Raw genomic sequence first — 21,659 nt, forward strand, 5'->3', positions numbered from 1 at the left:
GAAGGATAAAAATCACAACGATTTTCATCCTTCTTTTTGCTATTTTAATGATTTTTAACTACTTCTTGTCCCCGCACATTCCACGTAAGGGCAAAAACAAGAGCAGCCAATGCGCACGAAGCCGTCAGCAACATAAATCCTGCATCCCAGCCGGAGGCATCAACGATAACCCCCATCAATGCATTCGCTGTAACTGTACCGCCCAGGTAGCCAAACAGACCCGTCAGCCCTGCAGCGGTTCCGGCAGCTTTTTTCGGAACAAAATCAAGGGCTTGCAAACCAATCAGCATGACTGGACCGTAAATCAGGAAACCGATAGCGATCAGGCAAATCATATCAACCACGGAATTTCCAGGTGGGTTGAACCAGTAGACCAGAACAGCGATCAATACGCCGAGCATAAAGACAAACCCTGCGGGTCCACGGCGGCCCTTGAACAATTTATCGGACAGCCAGCCGCACAGGAGCGTTCCCGGGATACCTGCCCATTCGTACAGGAAGTAGGCAACGCTCGACTTGCTCATATCAAAGCCTTTTTCTTCACTCAAATAGGTCGGCGCCCAGTCCAGAACACCGTAACGGACGAAGTAGACGAAGATGTTGGCAATCGCGATTGCCCAAACCCATTTGTTGTTCAACACATATTTGAAAAGGATTTCTTTTGTGGAGAATTCTGTTTCAAACGTTTTCTTCTCCTTGTTTGGATAGTCATTGCGATATTCTTCAATAGGCGGCAGGCCGACTGACTGCGGCGTATCGCGAATTAAGAAATACGTAATGAATCCAAAGACAATGGCAACCAGAGCAGGCAGGACAAACACGCCTTCATACCCGGAAGAGGTATTACCCGAAAGCCCGGTGAACATTGCTACACCTGCAACAGCGAGGGGGGCCATCAAGCCACCACCAACGTTATGGGCTACATTCCAAATGGCTGTTTTATTTCCTCTTTCACTTACACTAAACCAGTGTACGAGAACACGCCCGGATGGAGGCCAGCCCATTCCCTGGAACCAACCGTTCAGGAACAGCATCACAAACATGATCGAGACGGATGAAGTGAAGTAAGGAACAACGCCCATCAGCAAACTAATAAGTGCAGAAAGAATTAAACCGGCAGGCAAGAACATTCGCGGGTTGCTTCGGTCTGAAAAAATGGCCATTACAAACTTGCTGATCCCGTAGGATATCGAAATGGCGGATAACGCAAAGCCGAGCTCTGATCTTGTAAATCCTTCTTTAATCAAATAAGGCATGGCGAGTGAAAAGTTTTTGCGGATGAGATAGTACGCCGCATAACCGATGAAGATTCCGAGAAACACCTGAAGCCTGAGCTTTTTATACTCAGAATCAATTTGTTCGTCAGGCAATCTGTCAATCGGCGGTGCAGGCTTAAACAGCTTGAGCATCTTATTCCTCCCCCTACGTAATTTCTAACAATGATGACGATACACGTAAAAAAACCCATACCTTAATGGCGCTTTCAAAAATGAAAGTGCCAAAAAGTATGAGTCTCCGAATCTCCATCATAGTTAACTTGTTAAGTGTATTCTATTATTCTGTGAAAACGTTGTCAACGAAGTTATTCTGGGTTATTTTTCCAAACAAAGATGCGATCTATGCGAACGGTCATGTAATCGTATACGCTGGAAGTATGATATGTCTGTCTCTGTGGGAGGCAGGCTAAGAAAATTTTCCGCAAAAACGCGGTCGCACCTCTTCGAAAAAGCCTCGATAGAGGTTTTCTTATGTATACTTTATTCATAAAAATACATTATTTCCAAATATAAGGATATCTTTATGTTAGCTCATCTGTATGAGGGGGGGTAAGCAAAGATGTAAATGACACTCTTTTTTGCACAAGTAAAAATGAAGGAGGCTTTGTTTGATGCATTTGATGAGAAAAGCAGGAGTTTTGGTAGTGCTGTCGCTTATCTTAATTTTTTCTATATTTCCGCAGTCTTCACACGCCATGACACCGTGGACTCCCAACACCGTATACAAGTTAGGAGACATGGTTACATACCAAGGGCAAGATTACAAATGTACATTTGCTCATACATCGCTTGTCGGATGGGAACCGCCCAACGTACCGACACTGTGGCAACTGCAAGGTCCCTCTGCTCCCGATACCATCCCACCTACGTCCCCCACAAATCTTAGTGAAGTAGGGATATCAAGTAGTTCGGTCAGCTTATCTTGGTCAGCTTCTACGGATAACATAGCTGTTCAGGAGTATCTCGTCTACAACGGAGATACACTCGCTGGTACATCGAGTACAACATCCTATACCGTGACTGGGCTTCTAGCAAATACGACATATTCATTCACGATACAAGCAAAAGATGACGCTGGCAATGTATCCCCACCCAGCGCCTCGATAACCGTAACAACTTTATCTAAATCCCCAAATGAACCGGTATCCAAACGAGTTTTGATCGGCTACTGGCATAATTTTGACAATGGTTCTACGGTACTCAAGCTAAGAGATGTCTCAGATAAATACGATGTAATCAATGTTGCGTTCGCAGAACCAGTCGGTGGCGATCATGCGACAATGGGATTCGTGCCGTTCAATGCATCGATTGAGGAATTTAAGTCGGATATCGCCTTCTTAAAATCAAAAGGGAAGAAGGTCCTCATCTCGATTGGCGGAGCGAATGGTACAGTAGAGCTGACGACGGAAGCTGCCAAACAAAATTTTATAACCTCGATGACCTCGATCATTCAAACGTATGGTTTTGATGGTATGGATATTGATCTGGAAGGAAGCTCTCTGTCGCTAAATGCGGGGGACACTGATTTTAGAAATCCGACAACGCCGAAAATTATAAACTTAATTTCAGCGACTCAGACGATCACGAATACATTTGGCCCATCCTTCATTTTGACGATGGCGCCAGAGACGGCTTATGTCCAAGGAGGTTACGCTTCCTATGGTGGGCCGTGGGGCGCTTATCTTCCTGTGATTCATGCCCTTCGCGATCGAATGAATTATATCCACGTCCAACACTATAATTCCGGAGCGTTAGAAGCATTAGATGGTCGTACGTATCAACAAGGAACGGCTGATTTCCAAGTAGCGATGGCAGAAATGTTATTGAAGGGATTCCCTATCGGTCGTAATCCTAATAACATGTTTCCGGCCTTGAGGGAAAACCAAGTCGCAATCGGGCTACCTTCTGCTCCAAGTGCTGCCGGGGGAGGTTATACGTCTCCTGCCGATATCCAGAAAGCACTTCAATACTTGGTAAAAGGCACGTCTTTTGGAGGAACTTACAAACTCCAAAATCCAGCTGGATATCCGCAGTTCCAAGGAGTTATGACCTGGTCTATCAACTGGGATGCGAAAAATAACTATTCGTTTGCCAATCATGTTCGCACTTCGCTTGATTCACTGAGCCAGTAATAACGTGCCAATTAAGAAAAAACACCCACTCTCACGGGTGGGTGTCATTGTCACTATGCAAATTTGATCTGAGTACGACTTTTGATATGGTTGCTTCTTTGAAGTTAATCCACGCTGCTTTTTTCGTTATGGAAGCATGATTCTTGGTTGTGTAGGTGAAGCCATAAATTCATGTAAAAAGGTAGTTGTTCCGTTTAGCAAAATTTGTACATTTGTAATATATCAAAAAATCAGTATAATGATACTTATTTGTCTCTATGGAGTGGACTTTGATTAGAATAGCCACCCATCGAAGAAATAAATCATACAGAAAGTGAGAGTCTATTGCAGGGTCGGGAGAAGTTTATCTTAGTGGGGGGACATCTATGAAAAGTATGCTGACGAAGGTAAGTCAAGTAAGTCTGGTAAAACAAATAATTGTAGGTTTGATTATTGGTATTATCCTGGCTATAACGATTCCCGAAGTAGCAAAACCCGTAGTAGTTTTAGGTTCTTTATTTGTAAGCGCTTTGAAAGCGATTGCACCTGTGTTGGTACTCTTTTTGGTTATGTCAGCTATTGCTCAACATAAAAGTGGGCACCAAACGAATATGAAATTCATAATTGTCTTATACCTTTTAGGAACCTTTTTAGCTGGATCAGTCGCCGTTATTGCAAGCTTTCTATTCCCTGTAAGCTTAACACTTGTAGAGGGAGCTAAGGATGTGACGCCTCCTGGCGGTGTTGTTGAGGTTCTCAAGACATTACTGCTAAATGTGGTTGATAACCCAGTTAATGCAATTGTTAAAGCGAACTATATCGGTATTTTAGCTTGGGCGGTACTTATTGGTTTAGCTTTACGAAATGCCGTTGATACGACAAAAACGATGATTTCTAATTTTTCGGATGCCGTTTCGAAAATGGTTGGTTGGGTAATTAAGTTTGCACCATTAGGAATCATGGGACTAGTATTTGAGTCAATTACTACAAATGGACTTGCTGCGTTACTAAGCTATGCGAAATTACTCGCTGTTCTGATTGGTTGCATGCTCTTTGTGGCACTGGTTGTCAATCCAATCCTTGTCTATGCAGCTATAAGACAAAACCCTTACCCGCTTGTTTTCAAGTGTATAAAGGAAAGCGGCATTACAGCATTCTTTACACGAAGCTCAGCTTCAAATATTCCTGTAAATATGAAATTATGTGAAAATCTAGGTTTGAATAAAGATAGTTATTCAGTCTCGATACCATTAGGGGCTACTATTAATATGGCTGGTGCAGCTGTTACGATTTCTGTTTTGACCCTTGCAGCGGTTCATACACTTAGTATTCAAGTGGATGTCCCTACCGCTATCATCCTTAGTATAGTATCGGCTATATGTGCTTGCGGTGCATCAGGGGTGGCTGGCGGATCTTTATTACTAATTCCTCTAGCATGTAGCCTCTTCGGTATTTCAAATGAAGTTGCGATGCAGGTAGTCGGAGTCGGCTTTATTATTGGAGTGTTACAAGACTCTTTTGAAACGTCACTTAACTCCTCTTCAGACGTTCTTTTTACAGCAGCAGCTGAGTTTAAAGAGTGGCGAAAAGAAGGAAAGAAAATAAGTATCTCCAAAGCAGCATAGGTGAATGAACAGCACCCCAATTTTGAGACTTCATTAACCATTGGGGTGCTGTTTTATTTTGGTAGATCGAGAACCTCACAGAAACGCTGTTACCACGTTTCTCCACGTATAAAATTATAGAACTAAGAAAGAACAGCCTGCTTTTGAAATCCTCTCATAATCCCCACAAGCATCTCTTTATCCATCTGCAATTCACTTTGCCCCACTTTTTGCAGCAGCTTCCTGGTGTTGTCATTCGGGAAAGAGATACTCCGCTTCCAATACGAATGGAACAAGCTCATGGATGCATTGAAGGCTTTCTCTTCTTCGGTTAGCAGCTCGTCTGTTTCAAATGGAACAGGAACTAGATTCGGAAAATCCAAGACTTCTTTGATGCAATCTACTACCAATTGTTGGGTAGGTGGAACAGGGTTGGTAGCATGATAGATTTCCTTATGTTCCCCATGAGTAAGTGCTGCCAGCAAGACAGAAGAGACATAGTCAACCGGAACGAGGTTCGAGTTCACGTCGACATCCACCAAGATCCGGTACTTTTGCTTGTCCCAGCCTTCTGTTCGCGATGCTCTTCTTTTCAGTACGCGAAGACCTTTTAATAATCCATACAAGCCAAAAGTGGTATCGGCTTCGCCCGTTTTGGAATCGCCGATAATGATCGACGGTCTGACAATGATGGTCTCCATTTTGTCGCTGCAGGAGAAGACGAGATGTTCCGCCAAGCATTTTGTCTCTTCGTAGTTGTTTACGAAGGAGCGTTCCGGGCTGTATAGCGCTTCTTTTCCTTCTGTTTCGGTGCCGATGGTGTAAGCCGTACTCACATAGATAAAGCGGGGGGAGCGAATGGCTTCTGCGAATTGTAATGTATTTTGTGTTCCCTCTACATTTACCTCGTACGTCTGCGGTTTCTGAGCGGGATCGAAGGACAGGTATGCGGCAATATGGTACATCGCATCTATTTTTTTGTTGAGCTGTCCCAGATCATTTTCAGAGACGCCCAAGTCTTTTTTCGAAACATCACCTAGTAAAATATGTACCCGTGTCCGGTGTTTTTCGGCAAAGCTATGCAACAAATCGCTTGCCTTCTTTTCATTTCGAGCGAGTAAGTAAAGGGTATGGCCTTCGTTTAATAGATCTTGAGAGAGTTTTTTTCCGAGAAAACCTGTTGCTCCGGTTACAAGGATATTCATATGGTTAACCAGCTCCGTATGTTTGTTAGGTAGGGAGTTGCTGAAATATCAATAATTCATTATATGATGAAAAATGCAGCTTTGACGAGTGCGGATGAAACGGTATCGTGAAAATACACTGAAAAAACCTCCAGAGCTGCTATTGTTTATATATCTGAATTTTAAGGCGATTGGCAAACTGTCGTGTTTGGATGCAGTGAAGTTTCAGAGTGGTAGTAATAGGGGAAATATACTTTACATGAACTTGGACAAGGCCAGCACAGCTATGGGGCTTGGCCGTCTATCCGTACGCCTTTAGTCGACCTGTGAGGCGGTGTTTGGGCTGCAAAAAACGGTTTGTTCGGCTGCTCTCACAGCAGCTAGTTATCTTATTTCCATAAGAGAGGAGTCATCATAGATGATCAAAAAGATGTTTACTGGCTATAAAGCATCGCTATCCAAGCAGATGCTGTTTTTTCTCGTCTTGCTTATCGTTGTTCCTTCTGTCGTTCTCAGCCTTTCCTTGACACAACTGGCACGCAACCAGTTAGAGCGCGAATTGTTGTCCCAAGTTGAATCGGTTACCACAATGATTACACAAGTACTCAATAATTCGTACCGGGATTATTCTGTTACGATCGATAGCTTTGCGGATGTTCAAGTTCCTCCTGGGCAAAATGCGGATACGTATATCTACGATCGTATCCACAACATAGAGAAAGACATCGACAATGTTTTGGCTGCGTTCATGTACTATGACAATCGATACTACAACTCTGCGAAAAAGGAAATTGATCCGACTACGCGAGATTGGTACAAGCAAGCGATTCAGCATAAAGGGCAGATCATTGTGACGCCCCCTTACATCGACGCGGTCAGTGGGAGCTACGTGATTACGTTTGCCAAGACGCTCTCGGGCGGTACAGGAGTAGCGGGTATCGACGTTTCTATCGATCACTTAAACGAGCTGGTAAAGACGTACAAGATCGGTGAAAAGGGATATGTCAGCCTGTTCGATCAGAACAACGTGACGATGTCGCATCCGCGATTCCCACAAGGCAAGCCACTTGAAGACGAGCGCTTCCAAGTGATGCGTGATCAAGAGCAGGGTTCTTTTGAAATGGACGTTGACGAGCTTCGTGAATATTACCATTTCAACAAGCAAAATTCGCTCGGATTGAACGTCGTTTCCGTGATTGATTGGAGTGAAATCAAGCAAAAAACAGGGCCACTGTTACGGATGTCGTTCATGTTTATCGTGCTTTTGCTTGCCCTTATTGCCTTGTTTGTCTGGATCTTCATGAAACGGACTGTGCGACCTATCCTGCAATTGAAGCAACTGACCGATTCGATCGCGCAGGGGGATTTGACAGTCAGGTCCATCGAGAGCGGAAGAATAGATGAGATTGGACAGCTACAATCCAACTTCAATACGATGTCGCAATCGTTGTCCGATGTTCTGCGTCAAATTACCGATCATTCCGAGCAAATCTCTGCTTCCTCCCAGCATTTGTCTGCCAATTCGGAGGAGAACGTGCAAACGATTGAACAAGTGGCAGCCTCCATGCAAGAAATAGCGTCCATGTCTTCCGATATGAATCGGAGTATAGATACCGTGAAGCAATCGGCGACGCAAGCGCAACAGGAGCTGGATGATGCCATTCGCATTCTGCGTGAGAGCACGGAAATGTCACAGCTCATCACAGGTTTGGCTAATACCGGAGAGGAGTCCCTCGGAGCGGCGAGACAACAGGTGAATATGATCGTGGAGCATTCCACTCGTTCAAAAGATGAGATGGAGGAGTTAAAAGGGGTTGCTGGAGAAATTAGCGGGGTGACGAATTTTATCCAGGAAATCGCCTCTCAGACAAATTTACTTGCGTTGAATGCAGCTATTGAAGCGGCACGTGCCGGGCAAGAAGGCCGCGGGTTCGCTGTCGTTGCTGATGAGGTACGCAAGCTGGCTGATCAGACAGGTTCTGCTGCTGAAAAGATCGACAGTCTGATCGGCGAGGTTCAGAATCGCGTCCTGCACATGGTTAGACGTACGGAGGAGGGCGTGGATTCTGCTACAGCGGGAAGTGATTTGACACAATCGGTTGAGCAGCGTTTTACGGAAATGTATGAGGCCATTAACCGCATTGATGCGCACCTCGCGCAAGTAGCTCGCGTCAGCGAAGGGTTGATGCAATCAAATACATTGATGCTTGTGGCCTTTGGTGAATCGAGTGCCATGAGCCAAGCCACTGCACAAGAGGTCGACCAAGTCGCCGCAGCCAGTGAAGAACAGAATGCTTCAATGGAGGAAGTGGCGGCTTCGGCAGCGCACCTTGCTAACATTGCGGAAGAGTTGCAGTCATTGGTTCAGCGTTTTAAATTGCAACGCTAACAGTAGTTGTAGTGATGGAGAGAAAGAAGACCAACAGACGTTGGTCTTTTTTTTGTCCAAGTTGATCGCAATAGTTACCTAAGTAACGTAAGCGTAACTTCTATTGAATTATCAACAAATGATCGATTTGGACGAGATTTCATGATTACGGTCAGTCCAATTAACGATACGATAAGCGCTTGTGCGGTAGCTTTCGCGTCTATACTCGAATCGAGTTCACCTGTTTGGATACCTCGCTCGATTGTTTCTTGAAAGATGACAGAGAGGTACATTTGGTGTTCCCTTGTCAAAATCTCAAATTTCTCATCATGAGGGGCAAGTTCGACCATGGTATTAATGCAAAAGCATCCGCGGCTGAGACCTTCCGTATATTCCTCGTCGGCCACCTCTTTAAAAAAATGGCGAAACGCCTCTTTTACGGATGGATTGTTTTGAAGCTTCGTTCGTATCTCCGAAGCACGAGACATCGTGTATCTGCGTAGTGCGGCTTCGAACAATTCTTTTTTGTCCCCAAAGGTTGAGTAAATACTGGGGCGCTGGATACCCATTCGGGAAGTTAAATCACTTAATGAGGTAGCTTCATACCCCTTCTCCCAAAAGAGCTGCATAGCTGCATCGAGTACTTTTTCTTCGTCAAATTCGCGTGTTCTTGCCATAAAGAGTTCCTCTCATTACTCATGTATTCGAATCTATGTAACTGCCAGTGGATTTTTTGTACTGAACGGTAATTTATATTTTATTGATTTTCATCTGCGTTGTCAATTTTATGACGGTTTATCCTACCGTAAAAAGAATGGTGTTGACAGAAAAAGAATAGTGGGATATATTTACTGGGCACAATAATGTACCGATCGGTATGTTATTTTGTTCTAAACGTAAAATGAGAGGAGGTAAGGTGAAGACAGATGGAGGAGGTTAGCGAAAAAGTAGCGGCTAAAGCCGATAGGAAGGCAGATTCAGTGCAAGGCTCTCCCATGCCTCGCTATGTAACACTATTGTTTGCGGTTGCTTGCGGGATGTCGGTTGCGAATATCTACTTCGCGCAACCACTACTTGATCATTTGTCGATTGAGTTCGGAATTGATTATTCCATCATTGGGATTCTCATTACTCTTACGCAAATCTTTTATGCAGTAGGACTGTTGCTGCTTGTGCCACTTGGCGATCTATTGAATCAGCGTCGCTTGATTATCGGTCAGATGTTTTTATCTGTGGTAGCGCTGGTTATCGTAGGGACTGCCTCCACCAGCACGGTACTATTCGCAGGTATAGCTGCGGTAGGATTGCTTGCCGTTGTGACGCAGACAATTGTTGCATTTGCGGCGACAATGGCCGCCCCTGCTGAGCGAGGACGAGTGGTGGGAGTCGTTACAAGTGGAATCGTTATTGGCATACTTCTAGCGCGAACCATTGCAGGAGTTTTAACAGATCTTGCGGGGTGGCGTGCCGTATATCTGGTCTCTGCTGCATTTCTATTGGGATTGGTTTGTGTATTATTTCGGGTATTGCCAAATAGGGAGCGGGAGGTAAAGCCGCTATCCTACTTCCAGTTGCTTGGATCGGTCCTGATGTTGTTCGCACAAGAACGGCTATTACGTATTCGTTCTGTTCTGGCTATGCTGATTTTTGCTGCCTTTAGTATTTTGTGGACGCCATTGGTACTGCCTCTGAGTGAGCCGCCATTATCTTTGTCGCATACGGCGATCGGGGCGTTTGGCCTCGTAGGAGTTGCCGGAGCGTTAGCTGCAGCAAGGGCAGGGAAGCTCGCAGATCGAGGTTACGGACAGAGAACGACTGGCTTTGCCTTGAGTCTATTGCTACTATCGTGGCTGCTAATCAGCTATTTAGAACAGTCGCTATTTGCCTTGGCGATAGGTATTGTTTTGCTTGATTTGGCGGTGCAGGCCGTACATGTTACGAATCAAAGTATGATCTTCACCTTGGGTGCAGAGGCGCGGAGTCGGCTCACGGCGGGGTACATGGTTTTCTATTCGATTGGCTCTTCTGCTGGCTCTATTACCTCGACCTATACATATGCGCATTTTGGTTGGGAGGGAGTATGCTTGCTCGGAGCCTCTGTCAGTGCTTTGGCTCTGGTGTATTGGGCTGTGACCAGACGCGTTTCGGCTATCCCAAGGAAATAGAGCTACTAAAATAGTTCGAAGTGAAGATATCTGAAATGAAACTATTTTGCTTTCAGAGCTGTTGATTGATACAAGTTTTGCAAAAGGAGAGATGGTGTGGAGATTGGGATTACTTCGTTTGTGGAAACGACGCCGGATGTTCAGACAGGTGAAGTGATGAGCCACGCACAGCGATTGCGTGAAGTTGTCGAGGAAATCGTCCTCGCTGATCAGGTTGGGCTTGATGTATTTGGCATAGGTGAACATCATCGCAAGGATTATGCGGCTTCTTCTCCAGCAATGGTGTTGTCTGCGGCTGCGCCACTGACAAAAAGGATTCGGCTGACAAGTGCTGTGACAGTGCTTTCTTCGGCTGATCCAGTGCGTGTTTTTCAAGATTTTGCGACACTCGATGGCCTTTCAAATGGACGGGCAGAGATTATGGCGGGACGGGGTTCCTTTATTGAGTCTTTTCCACTATTCGGCTATGACTTGAATGACTATGATGAGCTGTTTGATGAACATTTGGAACTGCTCCTTAAAATACAGGCGTCCGAAAAAGTAACCTGGAGGGGCGGTCATCGGCCAGCTATTCAGAATTTGGGCGTGTATCCACGGCCTGTTCAGAATCCTTTACCTATATGGATTGGCAGCGGAGGCAATCAGGAGTCTGTTGTTCGTGCAGGTCTGCTGGGATTGCCACTGATGCTAGCGATCATTGGTGGAAGTCCTCGGCAGTTTGCACCACTTGTGCAGCTTTATAAGAAGGTGGCCGTGCACGCTGGTCATGACGTATCGCGATTAACAGTTGGGTCCCATTCACTAGGATTTGTTGCGGAAGAGACGGAACTAGCGGCAGATACATTCTTTCCTTCTACCCAAGCAGGAATGAATAAAATCGGAAGGGAGCGGGGCTGGGCGCATTATAACCGTGCTAGCTTCGATGCCGCACGTAGCTTCGAAGGAGCGTTGTATGTGGGTGATCCAGAGACGGTGGCCCAAAAGATCATTCACCTTCGCAAACATGTAGGCATGACACGCTTTATGATGTATGTGCCGATATCTACGATGCCTCATGATCAGGTAATGAGAGCCATTGAGCTCTTGGGAACAGAGGTAGCGCCTCGGGTGCGAGAGGAAATAACCAAGTGGGAAGCAGAGACACAGCAAGAATCAACATTTGCTTAAGGGAGTGATTCACGTGGATTTTCATCGTCGAGTACTGCCGGAATTAAGGCAAACATTAGCGCAATTCCCTGGTTTTCAACTCGAAGAAAATTTGGAGTCGAGCAGGGCCATGCTGAGAAATCCGCCTATTGTGAAGTCAGAGCATGTACGTACCACAAGTCGAATGATTCAAGGCGCAGCAGGAGAGATGCTAGCGAAAATATACGAGCCCGCCCAGCGGACAGGCAGTAAGCTTCCGGCCATGCTGTGGATTCACGGAGGAGGCTATGTGCTGGGGCACCCCGATATGGATGATGCTCTCTGCGAACGCTTCGTACAAGCGGCTAATTGTATCGTCGTATCGGTCGATTATCGTCTGGCTCCCGAACACCCCTATCCAGCCGCCATCCATGACTGTTACGCCGGGTTAACGTGGATGACAGACGAAGCAGAGTCACTCGGCATCGATTTGGATCGGGTTGCGATTGCTGGTGCAAGCGGGGGAGGGGGGCTGACCGCAGCACTTGCTTTAATGGCTCGCGACAAAGGTGGACCAGCCCTTATTTTCCAAATGCCGTTGTATCCAATGATCGACAACCGTAATCGTACAGCGTCGAGCTATGAAATTGAGGCTGAAAATGCAACCTGGAACCGGACAAACAATTTGGATGCGTGGAGTATGTACTTGGGCGAAGGTACCGACGACAGTCAGCTATCCGCATATGCGGTGCCATCGAGAGCAGAAAGCTTGGCGGGGCTGCCGCCGGCCTATACGTGTGTAGGACAGCTCGATTTGTTCCGAGATGAGACGATCGAATATGTGACGCGCCTTGCACAAGCGGGCGTAGACGTAGAATTTCATCTGTATCCCGGCTGCTACCACTGCTTTGAAGTGTTTGTCCCCGAAGCGGAAGTGAGCCAGCGTGCCAGCCAAAGCTATGTGGATGCGATGGCAAGAGCGCTTAATCCTGACTAATCTAAGAGACAGAGACAGAGACAAAAAGCACAACAACCGAACGAGGGCGATCTCGGCGATTGTTGTGCTTTTGTAAGCTCTTATAACCGCAGTGGCACAAAAATTTTCGGTCATCTTCTCATTGAATCGTTCCCTGTTTTTCCTCCATCACATCATTGATTAATATGACTCCATGCGAAAGGGTCGTTCCGCCGCCGAATGCTCCGGCTACCGCTACTGTTTCAGCAATTTCTTTTTGGGAAACTCCGTCGTTGAGAGCTGCTTCCAAATGATAGACAATACAGTGCTCATTTCCGGAGTAAAGGGAGATAGCCAGTGCCTGCAAATGCTTATGCTTGGATGACAATTCACCGGACGAAAAGCATTGGCTGGTGAATTCATTATATGCTCGCAAGGCCTCTGGCATCAGCTGTCCAAAAGCTTGCAGTCCTTCACGATACTGTTCGGCCAAATAGTGCTCCATGGTTCCATTTCCTCCTATTTTAAAATCGCTGATAGTATTTCTTTGCTGGTAAATTTTCATACTGCTTATCCTTTATAGAGGTACGATCACATTCCGAAATAATTGATTTGTCACATATTATTTCTTCTTTTTAGATACAAGTATATTTGGTTATCAAGTATTTTCCTTGTAAATATAATTGTGGATATTATAAAAACATATTAAAATGTATGAAGTGATCAACAAATGTTACGTAAGGCAAGTGAGGTGAATAATCTTACTAACTAGTAGGAATGCTTGATAAGAAGTGAAGAGAATTTTAAGCGGCAGTTTTTCAATCAATAAAATCAGAATGACTAGAAGCTTTCCAAAAATACCGCCAACAGCAGAGAGGAAGAGGAATCTTACGTGGAAAACAAAGAACTGAAGAGAGGCCTGGAAGCCCGTCATATTCAGATGATTGCTTTGGGCGGTACGATTGGTGTTGGGCTATTTATGGGGTCTGCCAGCACGATCAAATGGACAGGACCATCTGTCATGCTAGCTTATGCAATTGTAGGAATTTTTATTTTTTTCATCATGCGTGCAATGGGTGAAATGTTGTATATGGAACCGAGTACGGGTTCATTCGCGACTTTTGGGCATAAGTATATCCATCCGTTAGCAGGTTATATGACGGCTTGGAGTAACTGGTTCCAGTGGGTCATTGTCGGGATGGCAGAGATCATCGCCGTTGGGCAGTATATGCAGTATTGGTTCCCGGATTTACCGCCTTGGATTCCAGGCATAATTGCCATGGTGATTCTCGGTGCAGCAAACCTGGTCTCGGTAAAATCATTTGGTGAATTTGAGTTTTGGTTCGCCATGATCAAAATTGTAACGATCGTTTTGATGATTATTGCAGGGTTTGGATTGATTTTCTTTGGCTTTGGAAATGGTGGAAACGCAATCGGATTATCGAATCTGTGGGAGAATGGCGGATTCTTTACGGGCGGTTGGACAGGCTTTTTCTTTGCCCTTTCCTTGGTGATTGGGGCGTATCAAGGTGTCGAACTCATCGGGATTACCGCAGGGGAAGCAAAAGACCCGAGAAAAACATTAACGAGTGCGATCCAAAGTATTATCTGGCGTATTTTGATTTTCTATATCGGTGCGATCTTTGTTATTGTAACCGTTTACCCTTGGGATCAATTACAGGCAATCGGCAGTCCGTTCGTTGCTACTTTTGCGAAGATTGGTATTACCGCTGCTGCAGGTATCATTAACTTTGTGGTGATCACTGCTGCTATGTCTGGCTGTAATAGTGGGATCTATAGTGCAGGGCGTATGCTGTATACCTTAGGTGTTAATGGCCAAGCTCCGAAAGTTTTTACGAAGCTGTCTTCGAATGGTGTGCCGTTGTTAGGTACGATTGGTGTGCTGATCGGTCTGGGCATTGGCGTTATCTTAAGCTATATTGCCCCAGAAAATCTCTTCGTCTATGTGTATAGTGCGAGTGTGCTGCCTGGTATGGTACCGTGGTTTGTCATTTTGATCAGTCAAATCAGATTCCGAAAAGCAAAGGGTGCTGAAATGGACAACCATCCATTCAAAATGCCTTTTGCCCCAGTGAGCAACTATTTGACTATTGCTTTTCTCATCATGGTACTCATTGGTATGTGGATCAATGATGACACACGCGTTTCCCTGATTGCCGGAATTGTCTTCTTGGCGATTGTGGTCATCAGCTTCTTTGCACTAGGAATTAGCAAGGCCGTACCACTGGACGAGCAATCAAATAAGAAGTAACGAAAGGGACCAACATTTGTTGGTCCTTTTTTTGTTCATCAAATCGCCTTTGTACGGCATACCTACTTCGTTTATCATTAGGATGACTGGACTGGTTAACCGTCTTCGGCTGCCAATGTCCGGGCTCGTCAATGGGTAGACTAAAGCGGGATACTCATTCATGATCTGAGAAAAAAGGAGCATAAGAATGAAACAACGCAACTATACACCGATTATCGTTATTCTCACCATAGCGATTAACACGCTGATCGCCATCTTGTACTTCATGCCGAAGAACAATGATTTCAGCCATCTCGATCTGACGTTTCTGCCGTTTTTTAATGCGGTCATGAACAGTTTTACCTTTGTATTTCTGGTTGCCGCACTCGTTTCCATCCTGAAGTTCAAAAACATGAAGATGCATCGAGGATATATTTTTGCAGCCTTCTCGACAACAGCTCTCTTCTTGGTTTCGTATGTGATCTACCACGGAATGGCACCTAGCACTTCCTACGGGGGAGAGGGAATTCTGCGGCCGATCTATTACTTCATTTTGATTACACATATTCTGCTGTCGGCGCTTATCGTGCCTTTTGCGCTGATTACGACTGCACGTGGACTCAACATGAAGGTGGAAAAACATAAAAAAATCGCCCGCTGGACGATGCCGATGTGGCTGTATGTCAGTGCGACGGGTGTCATTGTTTACATCATGATTTCTCCGTACTATTAATCAAAAAAAGAGCATTAGCTGCTGAAGGCTAACGCTCTTTTTTTATGGCCGAAGCCTTTATATTTTCGTTTCACGTTTCTTAAACCAGCGTTTGGGCAGGAAATAAATGAGCCCGGAGACGACAAGAAAAGCAGTTAAAATGGAGATAATCTCTAACACAGTCACATAGTTAAGGTCTTCCCATTCGCCCACATGCAGTCCGTAGAAGAAATCTAAAATAGGATCTTGTTTCAAGGCTGTGATGTGCCCTTCTGAAGAAACAGTCAGCCGCAGAATAGGTTCTCTGCTGACGTAGACTTTGAAAGAGTCACCTGATTTTGCGATCGATCTGATCTCAGCCCAAGAATATTCCCCAGTTTCTACTAACTTCTCCCCCACATAGGCAATGGTTAGCTCTTCTGGTTTTGCGGGTACCTCGATCATTGAGGTTTTCAAGTCTGTGGCTTTTTCCTGATACCAAGGAACATTTAACAGGAGAAAACCAGTAATGGCCCACATCAGCAAGAAAAGGCTAACGATAAGTCCGATGTAGCGGTGGAAGTTACGGTTCCACTTCTTAAATAGCATGCAGGGTTACTCCTCTCGATGACGTTCTTGATGATTTTATAAACTTTGTTGATAAAAGGAGATGGCTCACATGAGCTATTTTCCTTGAACAATTCGTGAATCAAAACCTGGTGCATTTACCAATCCCATTGGCTTTGTTTCATTCCAAGGTTCTCGGCGAGTATGGAAGCGATCGGTTGCTTGATGGGGGCAAGTGAATTTGCCGTGCAGCTGGATTCTGGCTGATAATTCAGTTCCTGCGCTTTTTTCATATCAGCTTCGGCTAGATTGTTCGTTTTGTTAGCTTGCTCATAACAGGGCGGTGAAATATACGTCTTGTTCGTGTGCTCCAATATGATACGTGTATCGGGGGAAGGGCTAGCCTCAACAGGAATGGAAAGCACGCCTGTTACTGCGACTACAGCACCAATGCCAATAAGAAGTCCTCGCTTCATCATATTCACTCCATCTATTTAATAAAGGATTGTCCAAATGAGCCGATTTATTGTAACACCATATTTTCAAGACAGTAATGGCTCATTATAGCTATTTACATGGAAAAACCACCGCCTCCAATCGGGGACGGTGGCTGGTTTTATTCAGTAAGAAATCTCTTTGCCGTTTTCATCGACTCCCAGAGCTTGTTGTGCCATGATCTTGAACTCTTCCAGTCCTGATTTCAACGCAAAGGTGGCAAGAATGACGGGATACACGGATGTCATTTCTGCGATATGCTCATGCATGCGCGGCCATACACGGCCTCCTGCTTTTTCGTAGCGTTTGATGAAATCAGCCAAGCCTGAATCCCCAAACAACATGTAAAAGACCGTAAAGTCCGTCGCCGGATCAGCTACTTCGGCCTCCGTCCAATCCAGGAGCCCCGTTACCTTTCCGTTTTCATCAACCAGGATATGCCCCGGATGGAGGTCACCATGCACGAGAACAGAGTGAGCAGGCCAGAATGTATCATCCGCAAGCCATTTTTGCCAACGATCCCATAGCGCCCCAGAAACGCCAAAGACGCGTTTGACTTCATTCATCTTTTCTCGAAGGCTTGCTCGTGCTTCGCTAGGCTGCTTGACGCGGATACCAGCATCTCGAGCAAGATCATGATGGATACCGTGTAACTCGACCAATGCTTCTGCCCATGTTTGTATGCACAGCTCAGGTAGAGATTCAGGGTTCAAATACCACTCATAATTTTTTGTTTCCATATTGATCGTTGCCATCGGTGTGCCACTTAGGATCGGATAAGCGATGAATTCAGAAGTGTGAACCTGCCAATCCGGTACTTCTACACGTAGATGTTTTGCCACGAGATCTAACACCTTTTTCTCGTAACGAGCTGTCTCCACGACATCGTCACGGCGCGGTTGGCGCAATACCCATGGGACGACATCTATCGTACTTGCAAAAATCGCAAGGAAATCTAAGCCAGATTCATTCACTTTCACGGTAGTTGGGTCTACAAGGATTCCGTTGTTTTTCGCGATGGCGAGCATTTGCTCTACATTGTTTTTAGACATAATAAAAACACCTCATTCATGAATAGGTAAAATCAATCAAACACAAATAAACTCATCCCATTCCGAGTTTTGAAAATGGCTGAGCCGACTTGGGGTCTTGTCGATATTAACGAAGTCTCATGAATGCGATGCCCATTGCAATGTCCATCATTGTACCCTCCTATAATTGAAAACAAAGATAGTGTACCATGGAATCTAACGAATAGCGACGAGGAGATAAGCGATGATGAAATTGATATCTTGGAATGTAAATGGACTTCGCGCATGCGTAAACAAAGGGTTTTACGAGTACTTCAAAGAAGCGAATGCCGATATAGTTTGCTTGCAGGAAACGAAGCTGCAAGAAGGTCAAATCGAGTTGGAGATCGGTGAGGAGTATCATCGATATTGGAACTACGCAGAGAAAAAGGGCTATTCCGGGACGGCTGTTTTTACAAAAATGGAACCACTCTCTGTTCGTTATGGACTGGAAGAAAACCATGAGCCTGAGGGCCGCGTGATTACTTTGGAGTTTCAGGATTTCTACTTGGTCACGGTCTACACCCCGAATGCGAAGCGTGATTTGTCGAGATTGGATTATCGGCTGGAATGGGAGGATCGGTTTCGGAACTACTTATTGCAGTTGGATGCGAAGAAGCCCGTGGTGGTTTGTGGGGATCTGAATGTCGCCCATCAAGAGATTGATTTGAAGAATGCGAAGTCGAATCGCAATAATTCTGGCTTTACGCCGGAAGAGCGTGAGAAGATGACGAGATTGCTTTCATCCGGATTTGTGGATACCTATCGATATTTTTATCCGGATCAGACCGATGCTTATACGTGGTGGTCTTTTATGCCGAAAGTGAGAGAACGGAATATCGGATGGCGTATTGATTATTTTCTTGCTTCTGAGAGGCTAGCTCCATCGTTGCTTGGGGCGGGAATTGACTCACAGGTGATGGGAAGCGATCATTGTCCAGTTGTGTTGGAGCTGGGGAATATCGAATAAAGAGAGGGAGGAAGGGTAGGATATGAGTGAGTATGCCATGCCTGTAGTCAGCAATTGTGAGGGTGAGTGACCTGAAATAGCAAAACTGCCTATAATCAAACAATTAAGACGAAATTGGATATAAGCGAACTTTGATATGAGGGAGTGGAGTTTCGTACAATGAAAACGTAAGACTTCTAAATGAAGAGGGGATAGGATATTGCTAACCATGAATTTGTTACTAATTGCTTTTCTGATTGTTGCTACTGCATTTTTTGTGGCAACTGAATTCGCAATTGTAAAGCTTCGCCCAAGCCGTGTGGACCAACTGGTCATGGAAGGGAGAAAGAATGCTATTGCTGTTCAGAAAGTAGTTAGTAACCTAGATGGATATTTGTCAGCGTGTCAGTTGGGGATTACGTTGACAGCCATTGGCTTGGGGGTATTAGGGAAACCGACGATTGAAAGCATCATTAGCCCATTTCTTACGCCTTATTTACCCGAACAAGTCGTTGCAGTTCTGTCGTTTGTGATTGCTTACTCGCTTGTTACGTTTCTACATGTGGTTGTCGGGGAACTGGCACCGAAAACAGTGGCGATTCAAAAGGCAGAAGTGGTTAGCTTACTTTGTGCGAAACCTATTATTTGGTTCTATAAATTGATGTACCCTGCAATCTGGGTGCTGAATGGCTCTGCTGCTCTACTTGTGCGTTCATTCGGGATGAAACTGACCAAGGAGCACGAAGAAAGTCACTCAGAAGAAGAACTGCGAATCATTTTGACGGAAAGCTATGAGAGCGGCAAAATTAATCAGTCTGAGTATGGATACGTTAGCAATATTTTTGCTTTTGACGAGATGCTTGCTCGCGAGATTATGGTCCCGCGAACAGATATGAGCTGCTTGCACAAGGAATATACCCTTGAGCAAAACCTGCGAATCATGAAAGAAGAGCAATATACCCGTTTCCCGGTTATATCGCAAAACAAAGATCATATTATCGGGATGATTAACACGAAAGAGTTCTTTCTGAATTATGCCGATGATCCAAATTTGGATTTTTCCAAGCTCATCCGACCGTTTTTGACGGTTTCAGAGGCTACTCCTGTAAAAGATCTTTTGAAAAAAATGCAGAAACAAAGAACGCATATCGCCATCCTGATTGACGAATATGGCGGTACCTCCGGAATGGTTACGATCGAAGACATTTTGGAGGAAATTGTAGGTGAGATCCGTGATGAGTTCGACGCGGAGGAAAAAGCCGAAATCGAAATCGTGGAAGAGAACAGCCATGTGATTGTGGACGGAAAGGTATTGCTCTCCGAGGTTAACGATTTGCTTAACGCCAATATTAATGAAGAAGAGCTCGATACCATCGGGGGTTGGCTATACAGTCAAAATTCGACGCTCAAAGAAGGTATCCAATGGCAATACGATGATCTCGTCTTTACGATCAGAAAGAAAGACAAGCATCGCGTACGGAAGATTGAGATTCAGAAGGCATTGGAAGTCCCAGCTCGTGAACTGCAGGATGTAACGTAACGAAAAGATGGTACCTTATTGAAAGTATCGGCAAAAGGAGCTTACGTGGAAAAATACGAGCGTGTAGAAGCTGCGGAAGTACCGAAAAATATTACGTTGTCATTTCACAAAAGAAACGGGACCGAATGATGGGGTCCCGTTTCACTTATTAAGCGAGATTATACATAAACAATGTTGTAAGTAGGTTTCGTTACGCCGTTCGCGTACTGTTTCATGTCCACTAACTCGAGTTTGAGACGTGGCTTCGCACTTCCGAATAGAGGGATACCTTCACCGACCATCACCGGATTCACTTTCAGCACTAATTGATCAATTAGTTGATGTGCCAGTAACGCTCCTGCCAATTCACCGCCCCCACACAGCCACAGCTTGCCGTTTTCTTGATGCTTGAGATTCTTGATAAATTCGATGGCATCGCTTTTGACCAGCTCGACTTCTGCATTGGATTCAAACTGCATGGAGCTTGAGAAAATATAATGCTTGATTCCCTTATAGCCTGGTTCGCCCGGCTTGGCACCGAATTTAAACCCAAACTCGTAGGTTTTGGCGCCCATCAGCACAGCATCATATTCCTGAATTTCAGATAAAAAGTCCGGTACATGTTCTCCCTCAAATAAAAAGAGAGTGCTGTCGATATTTCCGTCCATCATGGCTTGATCAGCAATGAAATTGTCTAGCGAAACGGCAACATGATACGTTAAGGTAGCCATTCAGAGATCCCTCCTTTTTCCTACTTCCATTTTATGTGAACAAGCTGGGATTTGAACACACTTGAATTGACATAGTCGTAGATTACGTTTATTTTAATAGTTAAGTTAACTTAATTATTGGTGGTGGTTAAATGAATGGAGAGCTCGTCGCTTTTGTCCGGGAGCTAAACGAAATCGAGTATGCTTGCCAGGTGATGCTGACGCAAGAATATGCGGATGTGCTGGATGAGACGATTACGAATAACCAGATCATTATGATTAACTTGTTGCATGATCGCGGTCGACTGCTTACTGGTGAATTGGCAAAGCAAATGGACATCACGCCAAGTGCAGTCAGCCAAATGTTGAACAAGATGGAAAAGCGCCAGTTAGTTAAACGTTCGATTAACCCCGGGAATCGCCGAGAAATTTTTGTGGAGCTGGATACTGCCGGAGTGAACTATATCGAAACAAGCCGCAAGATTGAATTGTCGATCATAGAGCGCTTCTATTCCAAGCTTCCTTACGAAGATTTGGTAGCGCTAAAGGAAATCATGTTGAGGTTCCGGAGAATTATTGAGGAAGAGCAGAAGCGGAAGACAGTTGAATAATTACGAA

19 protein-coding genes are annotated in these 21,659 nt (G+C 45.0%); 11 read left to right on the top strand and 8 right to left on the bottom strand.

Annotated features, from left to right (window positions below; translation table 11 throughout):
• Positions 1 to 44 precede the first annotated feature (44 nt).
• The gene (glpT, locus tag C7R92_RS11055; RefSeq protein WP_069852764.1) at positions 45 to 1,409 is read right to left on the bottom strand and encodes a glycerol-3-phosphate transporter; all 1,365 of its coding nucleotides are present in this window, start codon (positions 1,407 to 1,409) and stop codon (positions 45 to 47) included.
• Between the two features lie 479 nt (positions 1,410 to 1,888).
• On the opposite strand from glpT, the gene C7R92_RS11060 reads away from it, so the two are divergent.
• Positions 1,889 to 3,409 (top strand): chitinase, encoded by a 1,521-nt coding sequence (locus C7R92_RS11060; RefSeq protein ID WP_106834289.1) that lies wholly within the window; start codon positions 1,889 to 1,891, stop codon positions 3,407 to 3,409.
• Positions 3,410 to 3,774: 365 nt separating this feature from the next.
• Complete coding sequence (gene sstT / locus C7R92_RS11065) at positions 3,775 to 5,013, top strand: serine/threonine transporter SstT (protein ID WP_106834290.1); 1,239 nt, start codon at positions 3,775 to 3,777, stop codon at positions 5,011 to 5,013.
• A 122-nt stretch (positions 5,014 to 5,135) separates the two neighbouring features.
• Here the strand turns inward: sstT and C7R92_RS11070 are convergent, their stop codons facing one another.
• The gene (locus C7R92_RS11070) at positions 5,136 to 6,197 is read right to left on the bottom strand and encodes an SDR family oxidoreductase (RefSeq protein WP_106834291.1); all 1,062 of its coding nucleotides are present in this window, start codon (positions 6,195 to 6,197) and stop codon (positions 5,136 to 5,138) included.
• A 397-nt stretch (positions 6,198 to 6,594) separates the two neighbouring features.
• Here C7R92_RS11070 and C7R92_RS11075 point away from each other — a divergent pair, with 397 nt between their 5' ends.
• Positions 6,595 to 8,565 (top strand): methyl-accepting chemotaxis protein, encoded by a 1,971-nt coding sequence (locus C7R92_RS11075; protein WP_106834292.1) that lies wholly within the window; start codon positions 6,595 to 6,597, stop codon positions 8,563 to 8,565.
• 74 nt (positions 8,566 to 8,639) lie between these two features.
• Here C7R92_RS11075 and C7R92_RS11080 read toward each other — a convergent pair whose 3' ends face one another.
• The gene (locus tag C7R92_RS11080; protein WP_106834293.1) at positions 8,640 to 9,221 is read right to left on the bottom strand and encodes a TetR/AcrR family transcriptional regulator; all 582 of its coding nucleotides are present in this window, start codon (positions 9,219 to 9,221) and stop codon (positions 8,640 to 8,642) included.
• A 249-nt stretch (positions 9,222 to 9,470) separates the two neighbouring features.
• Between C7R92_RS11080 and C7R92_RS11085 the strand changes: the two genes are divergently transcribed.
• The 3 genes from C7R92_RS11085 to C7R92_RS11095 all read left to right on the top strand — a co-directional run bounded on the left by C7R92_RS11085 (position 9,471) and on the right by C7R92_RS11095 (position 12,831).
• Complete coding sequence (locus C7R92_RS11085; protein ID WP_208636199.1) at positions 9,471 to 10,709, top strand: MFS transporter; 1,239 nt, start codon at positions 9,471 to 9,473, stop codon at positions 10,707 to 10,709.
• A gap of 96 nt (positions 10,710 to 10,805) precedes the next feature.
• Positions 10,806 to 11,876, top strand: coding sequence for an LLM class flavin-dependent oxidoreductase (locus C7R92_RS11090; protein ID WP_069852748.1), 1,071 nt, complete (start codon positions 10,806 to 10,808; stop codon positions 11,874 to 11,876).
• A gap of 13 nt (positions 11,877 to 11,889) precedes the next feature.
• Positions 11,890 to 12,831, top strand: a complete 942-nt coding sequence (locus C7R92_RS11095; protein WP_106834294.1) for an alpha/beta hydrolase — start codon at positions 11,890 to 11,892, stop codon at positions 12,829 to 12,831.
• A 118-nt stretch (positions 12,832 to 12,949) separates the two neighbouring features.
• Here C7R92_RS11095 and C7R92_RS11100 read toward each other — a convergent pair whose 3' ends face one another.
• On the bottom strand, positions 12,950 to 13,294 hold the full coding sequence (locus C7R92_RS11100) for a carboxymuconolactone decarboxylase family protein (RefSeq protein ID WP_012684054.1): 345 nt from the start codon (positions 13,292 to 13,294) through the stop codon (positions 12,950 to 12,952).
• A gap of 387 nt (positions 13,295 to 13,681) precedes the next feature.
• On the opposite strand from C7R92_RS11100, the gene C7R92_RS11105 reads away from it, so the two are divergent.
• Positions 13,682 to 15,061 carry an amino acid permease gene (locus C7R92_RS11105; protein ID WP_069852742.1) on the top strand — a complete coding sequence of 460 codons (1,380 nt, stop codon included), beginning with the start codon at positions 13,682 to 13,684 and terminating at the stop codon, positions 15,059 to 15,061.
• Between the two features lie 187 nt (positions 15,062 to 15,248).
• Positions 15,249 to 15,773: a DUF420 domain-containing protein gene (locus C7R92_RS11110; protein ID WP_017247099.1), complete on the top strand. Its 525-nt coding sequence runs from the start codon at positions 15,249 to 15,251 to the stop codon at positions 15,771 to 15,773.
• 57 nt (positions 15,774 to 15,830) lie between these two features.
• Here C7R92_RS11110 and C7R92_RS11115 read toward each other — a convergent pair whose 3' ends face one another.
• The 3 genes from C7R92_RS11115 to mphJ all read right to left on the bottom strand — a co-directional run bounded on the left by C7R92_RS11115 (position 15,831) and on the right by mphJ (position 17,845).
• On the bottom strand, positions 15,831 to 16,340 hold the full coding sequence (locus tag C7R92_RS11115; protein WP_106834295.1) for a PepSY-associated TM helix domain-containing protein: 510 nt from the start codon (positions 16,338 to 16,340) through the stop codon (positions 15,831 to 15,833).
• A 116-nt stretch (positions 16,341 to 16,456) separates the two neighbouring features.
• Entirely contained in the window at positions 16,457 to 16,777 is a 321-nt protein-coding gene (locus tag C7R92_RS11120; RefSeq protein ID WP_244195721.1) for a hypothetical protein, read from the bottom strand.
• A gap of 141 nt (positions 16,778 to 16,918) precedes the next feature.
• Positions 16,919 to 17,845, bottom strand: a complete 927-nt coding sequence (mphJ, locus tag C7R92_RS11125) for a macrolide 2'-phosphotransferase MphJ (RefSeq protein WP_106834297.1) — start codon at positions 17,843 to 17,845, stop codon at positions 16,919 to 16,921.
• A gap of 226 nt (positions 17,846 to 18,071) precedes the next feature.
• On the opposite strand from mphJ, the gene C7R92_RS11130 reads away from it, so the two are divergent.
• Both C7R92_RS11130 and C7R92_RS11135 read left to right on the top strand, forming a co-directional pair.
• A complete protein-coding gene (locus tag C7R92_RS11130) occupies positions 18,072 to 18,833 on the top strand; it encodes an exodeoxyribonuclease III (RefSeq protein WP_069852829.1) in 762 nt (253 codons plus the stop codon).
• Between the two features lie 208 nt (positions 18,834 to 19,041).
• The gene (locus tag C7R92_RS11135; RefSeq protein ID WP_412678976.1) at positions 19,042 to 20,352 is read left to right on the top strand and encodes a hemolysin family protein; all 1,311 of its coding nucleotides are present in this window, start codon (positions 19,042 to 19,044) and stop codon (positions 20,350 to 20,352) included.
• A 158-nt stretch (positions 20,353 to 20,510) separates the two neighbouring features.
• On the opposite strand, the gene C7R92_RS11140 is transcribed toward C7R92_RS11135, so the two are convergent.
• Positions 20,511 to 21,062, bottom strand: a complete 552-nt coding sequence (locus C7R92_RS11140) for a dihydrofolate reductase family protein (protein WP_106834299.1) — start codon at positions 21,060 to 21,062, stop codon at positions 20,511 to 20,513.
• 131 nt (positions 21,063 to 21,193) lie between these two features.
• Here C7R92_RS11140 and C7R92_RS11145 point away from each other — a divergent pair, with 131 nt between their 5' ends.
• Positions 21,194 to 21,652, top strand: coding sequence for a MarR family winged helix-turn-helix transcriptional regulator (locus tag C7R92_RS11145; protein WP_106834300.1), 459 nt, complete (start codon positions 21,194 to 21,196; stop codon positions 21,650 to 21,652).
• Positions 21,653 to 21,659: the final 7 nt, after the last annotated feature.

Origin of the sequence: Brevibacillus porteri (assembly GCF_003013475.1) — a bacterium.
Taxonomy (GTDB): Bacteria; Bacillota; Bacilli; order Brevibacillales; family Brevibacillaceae; genus Brevibacillus; species Brevibacillus porteri.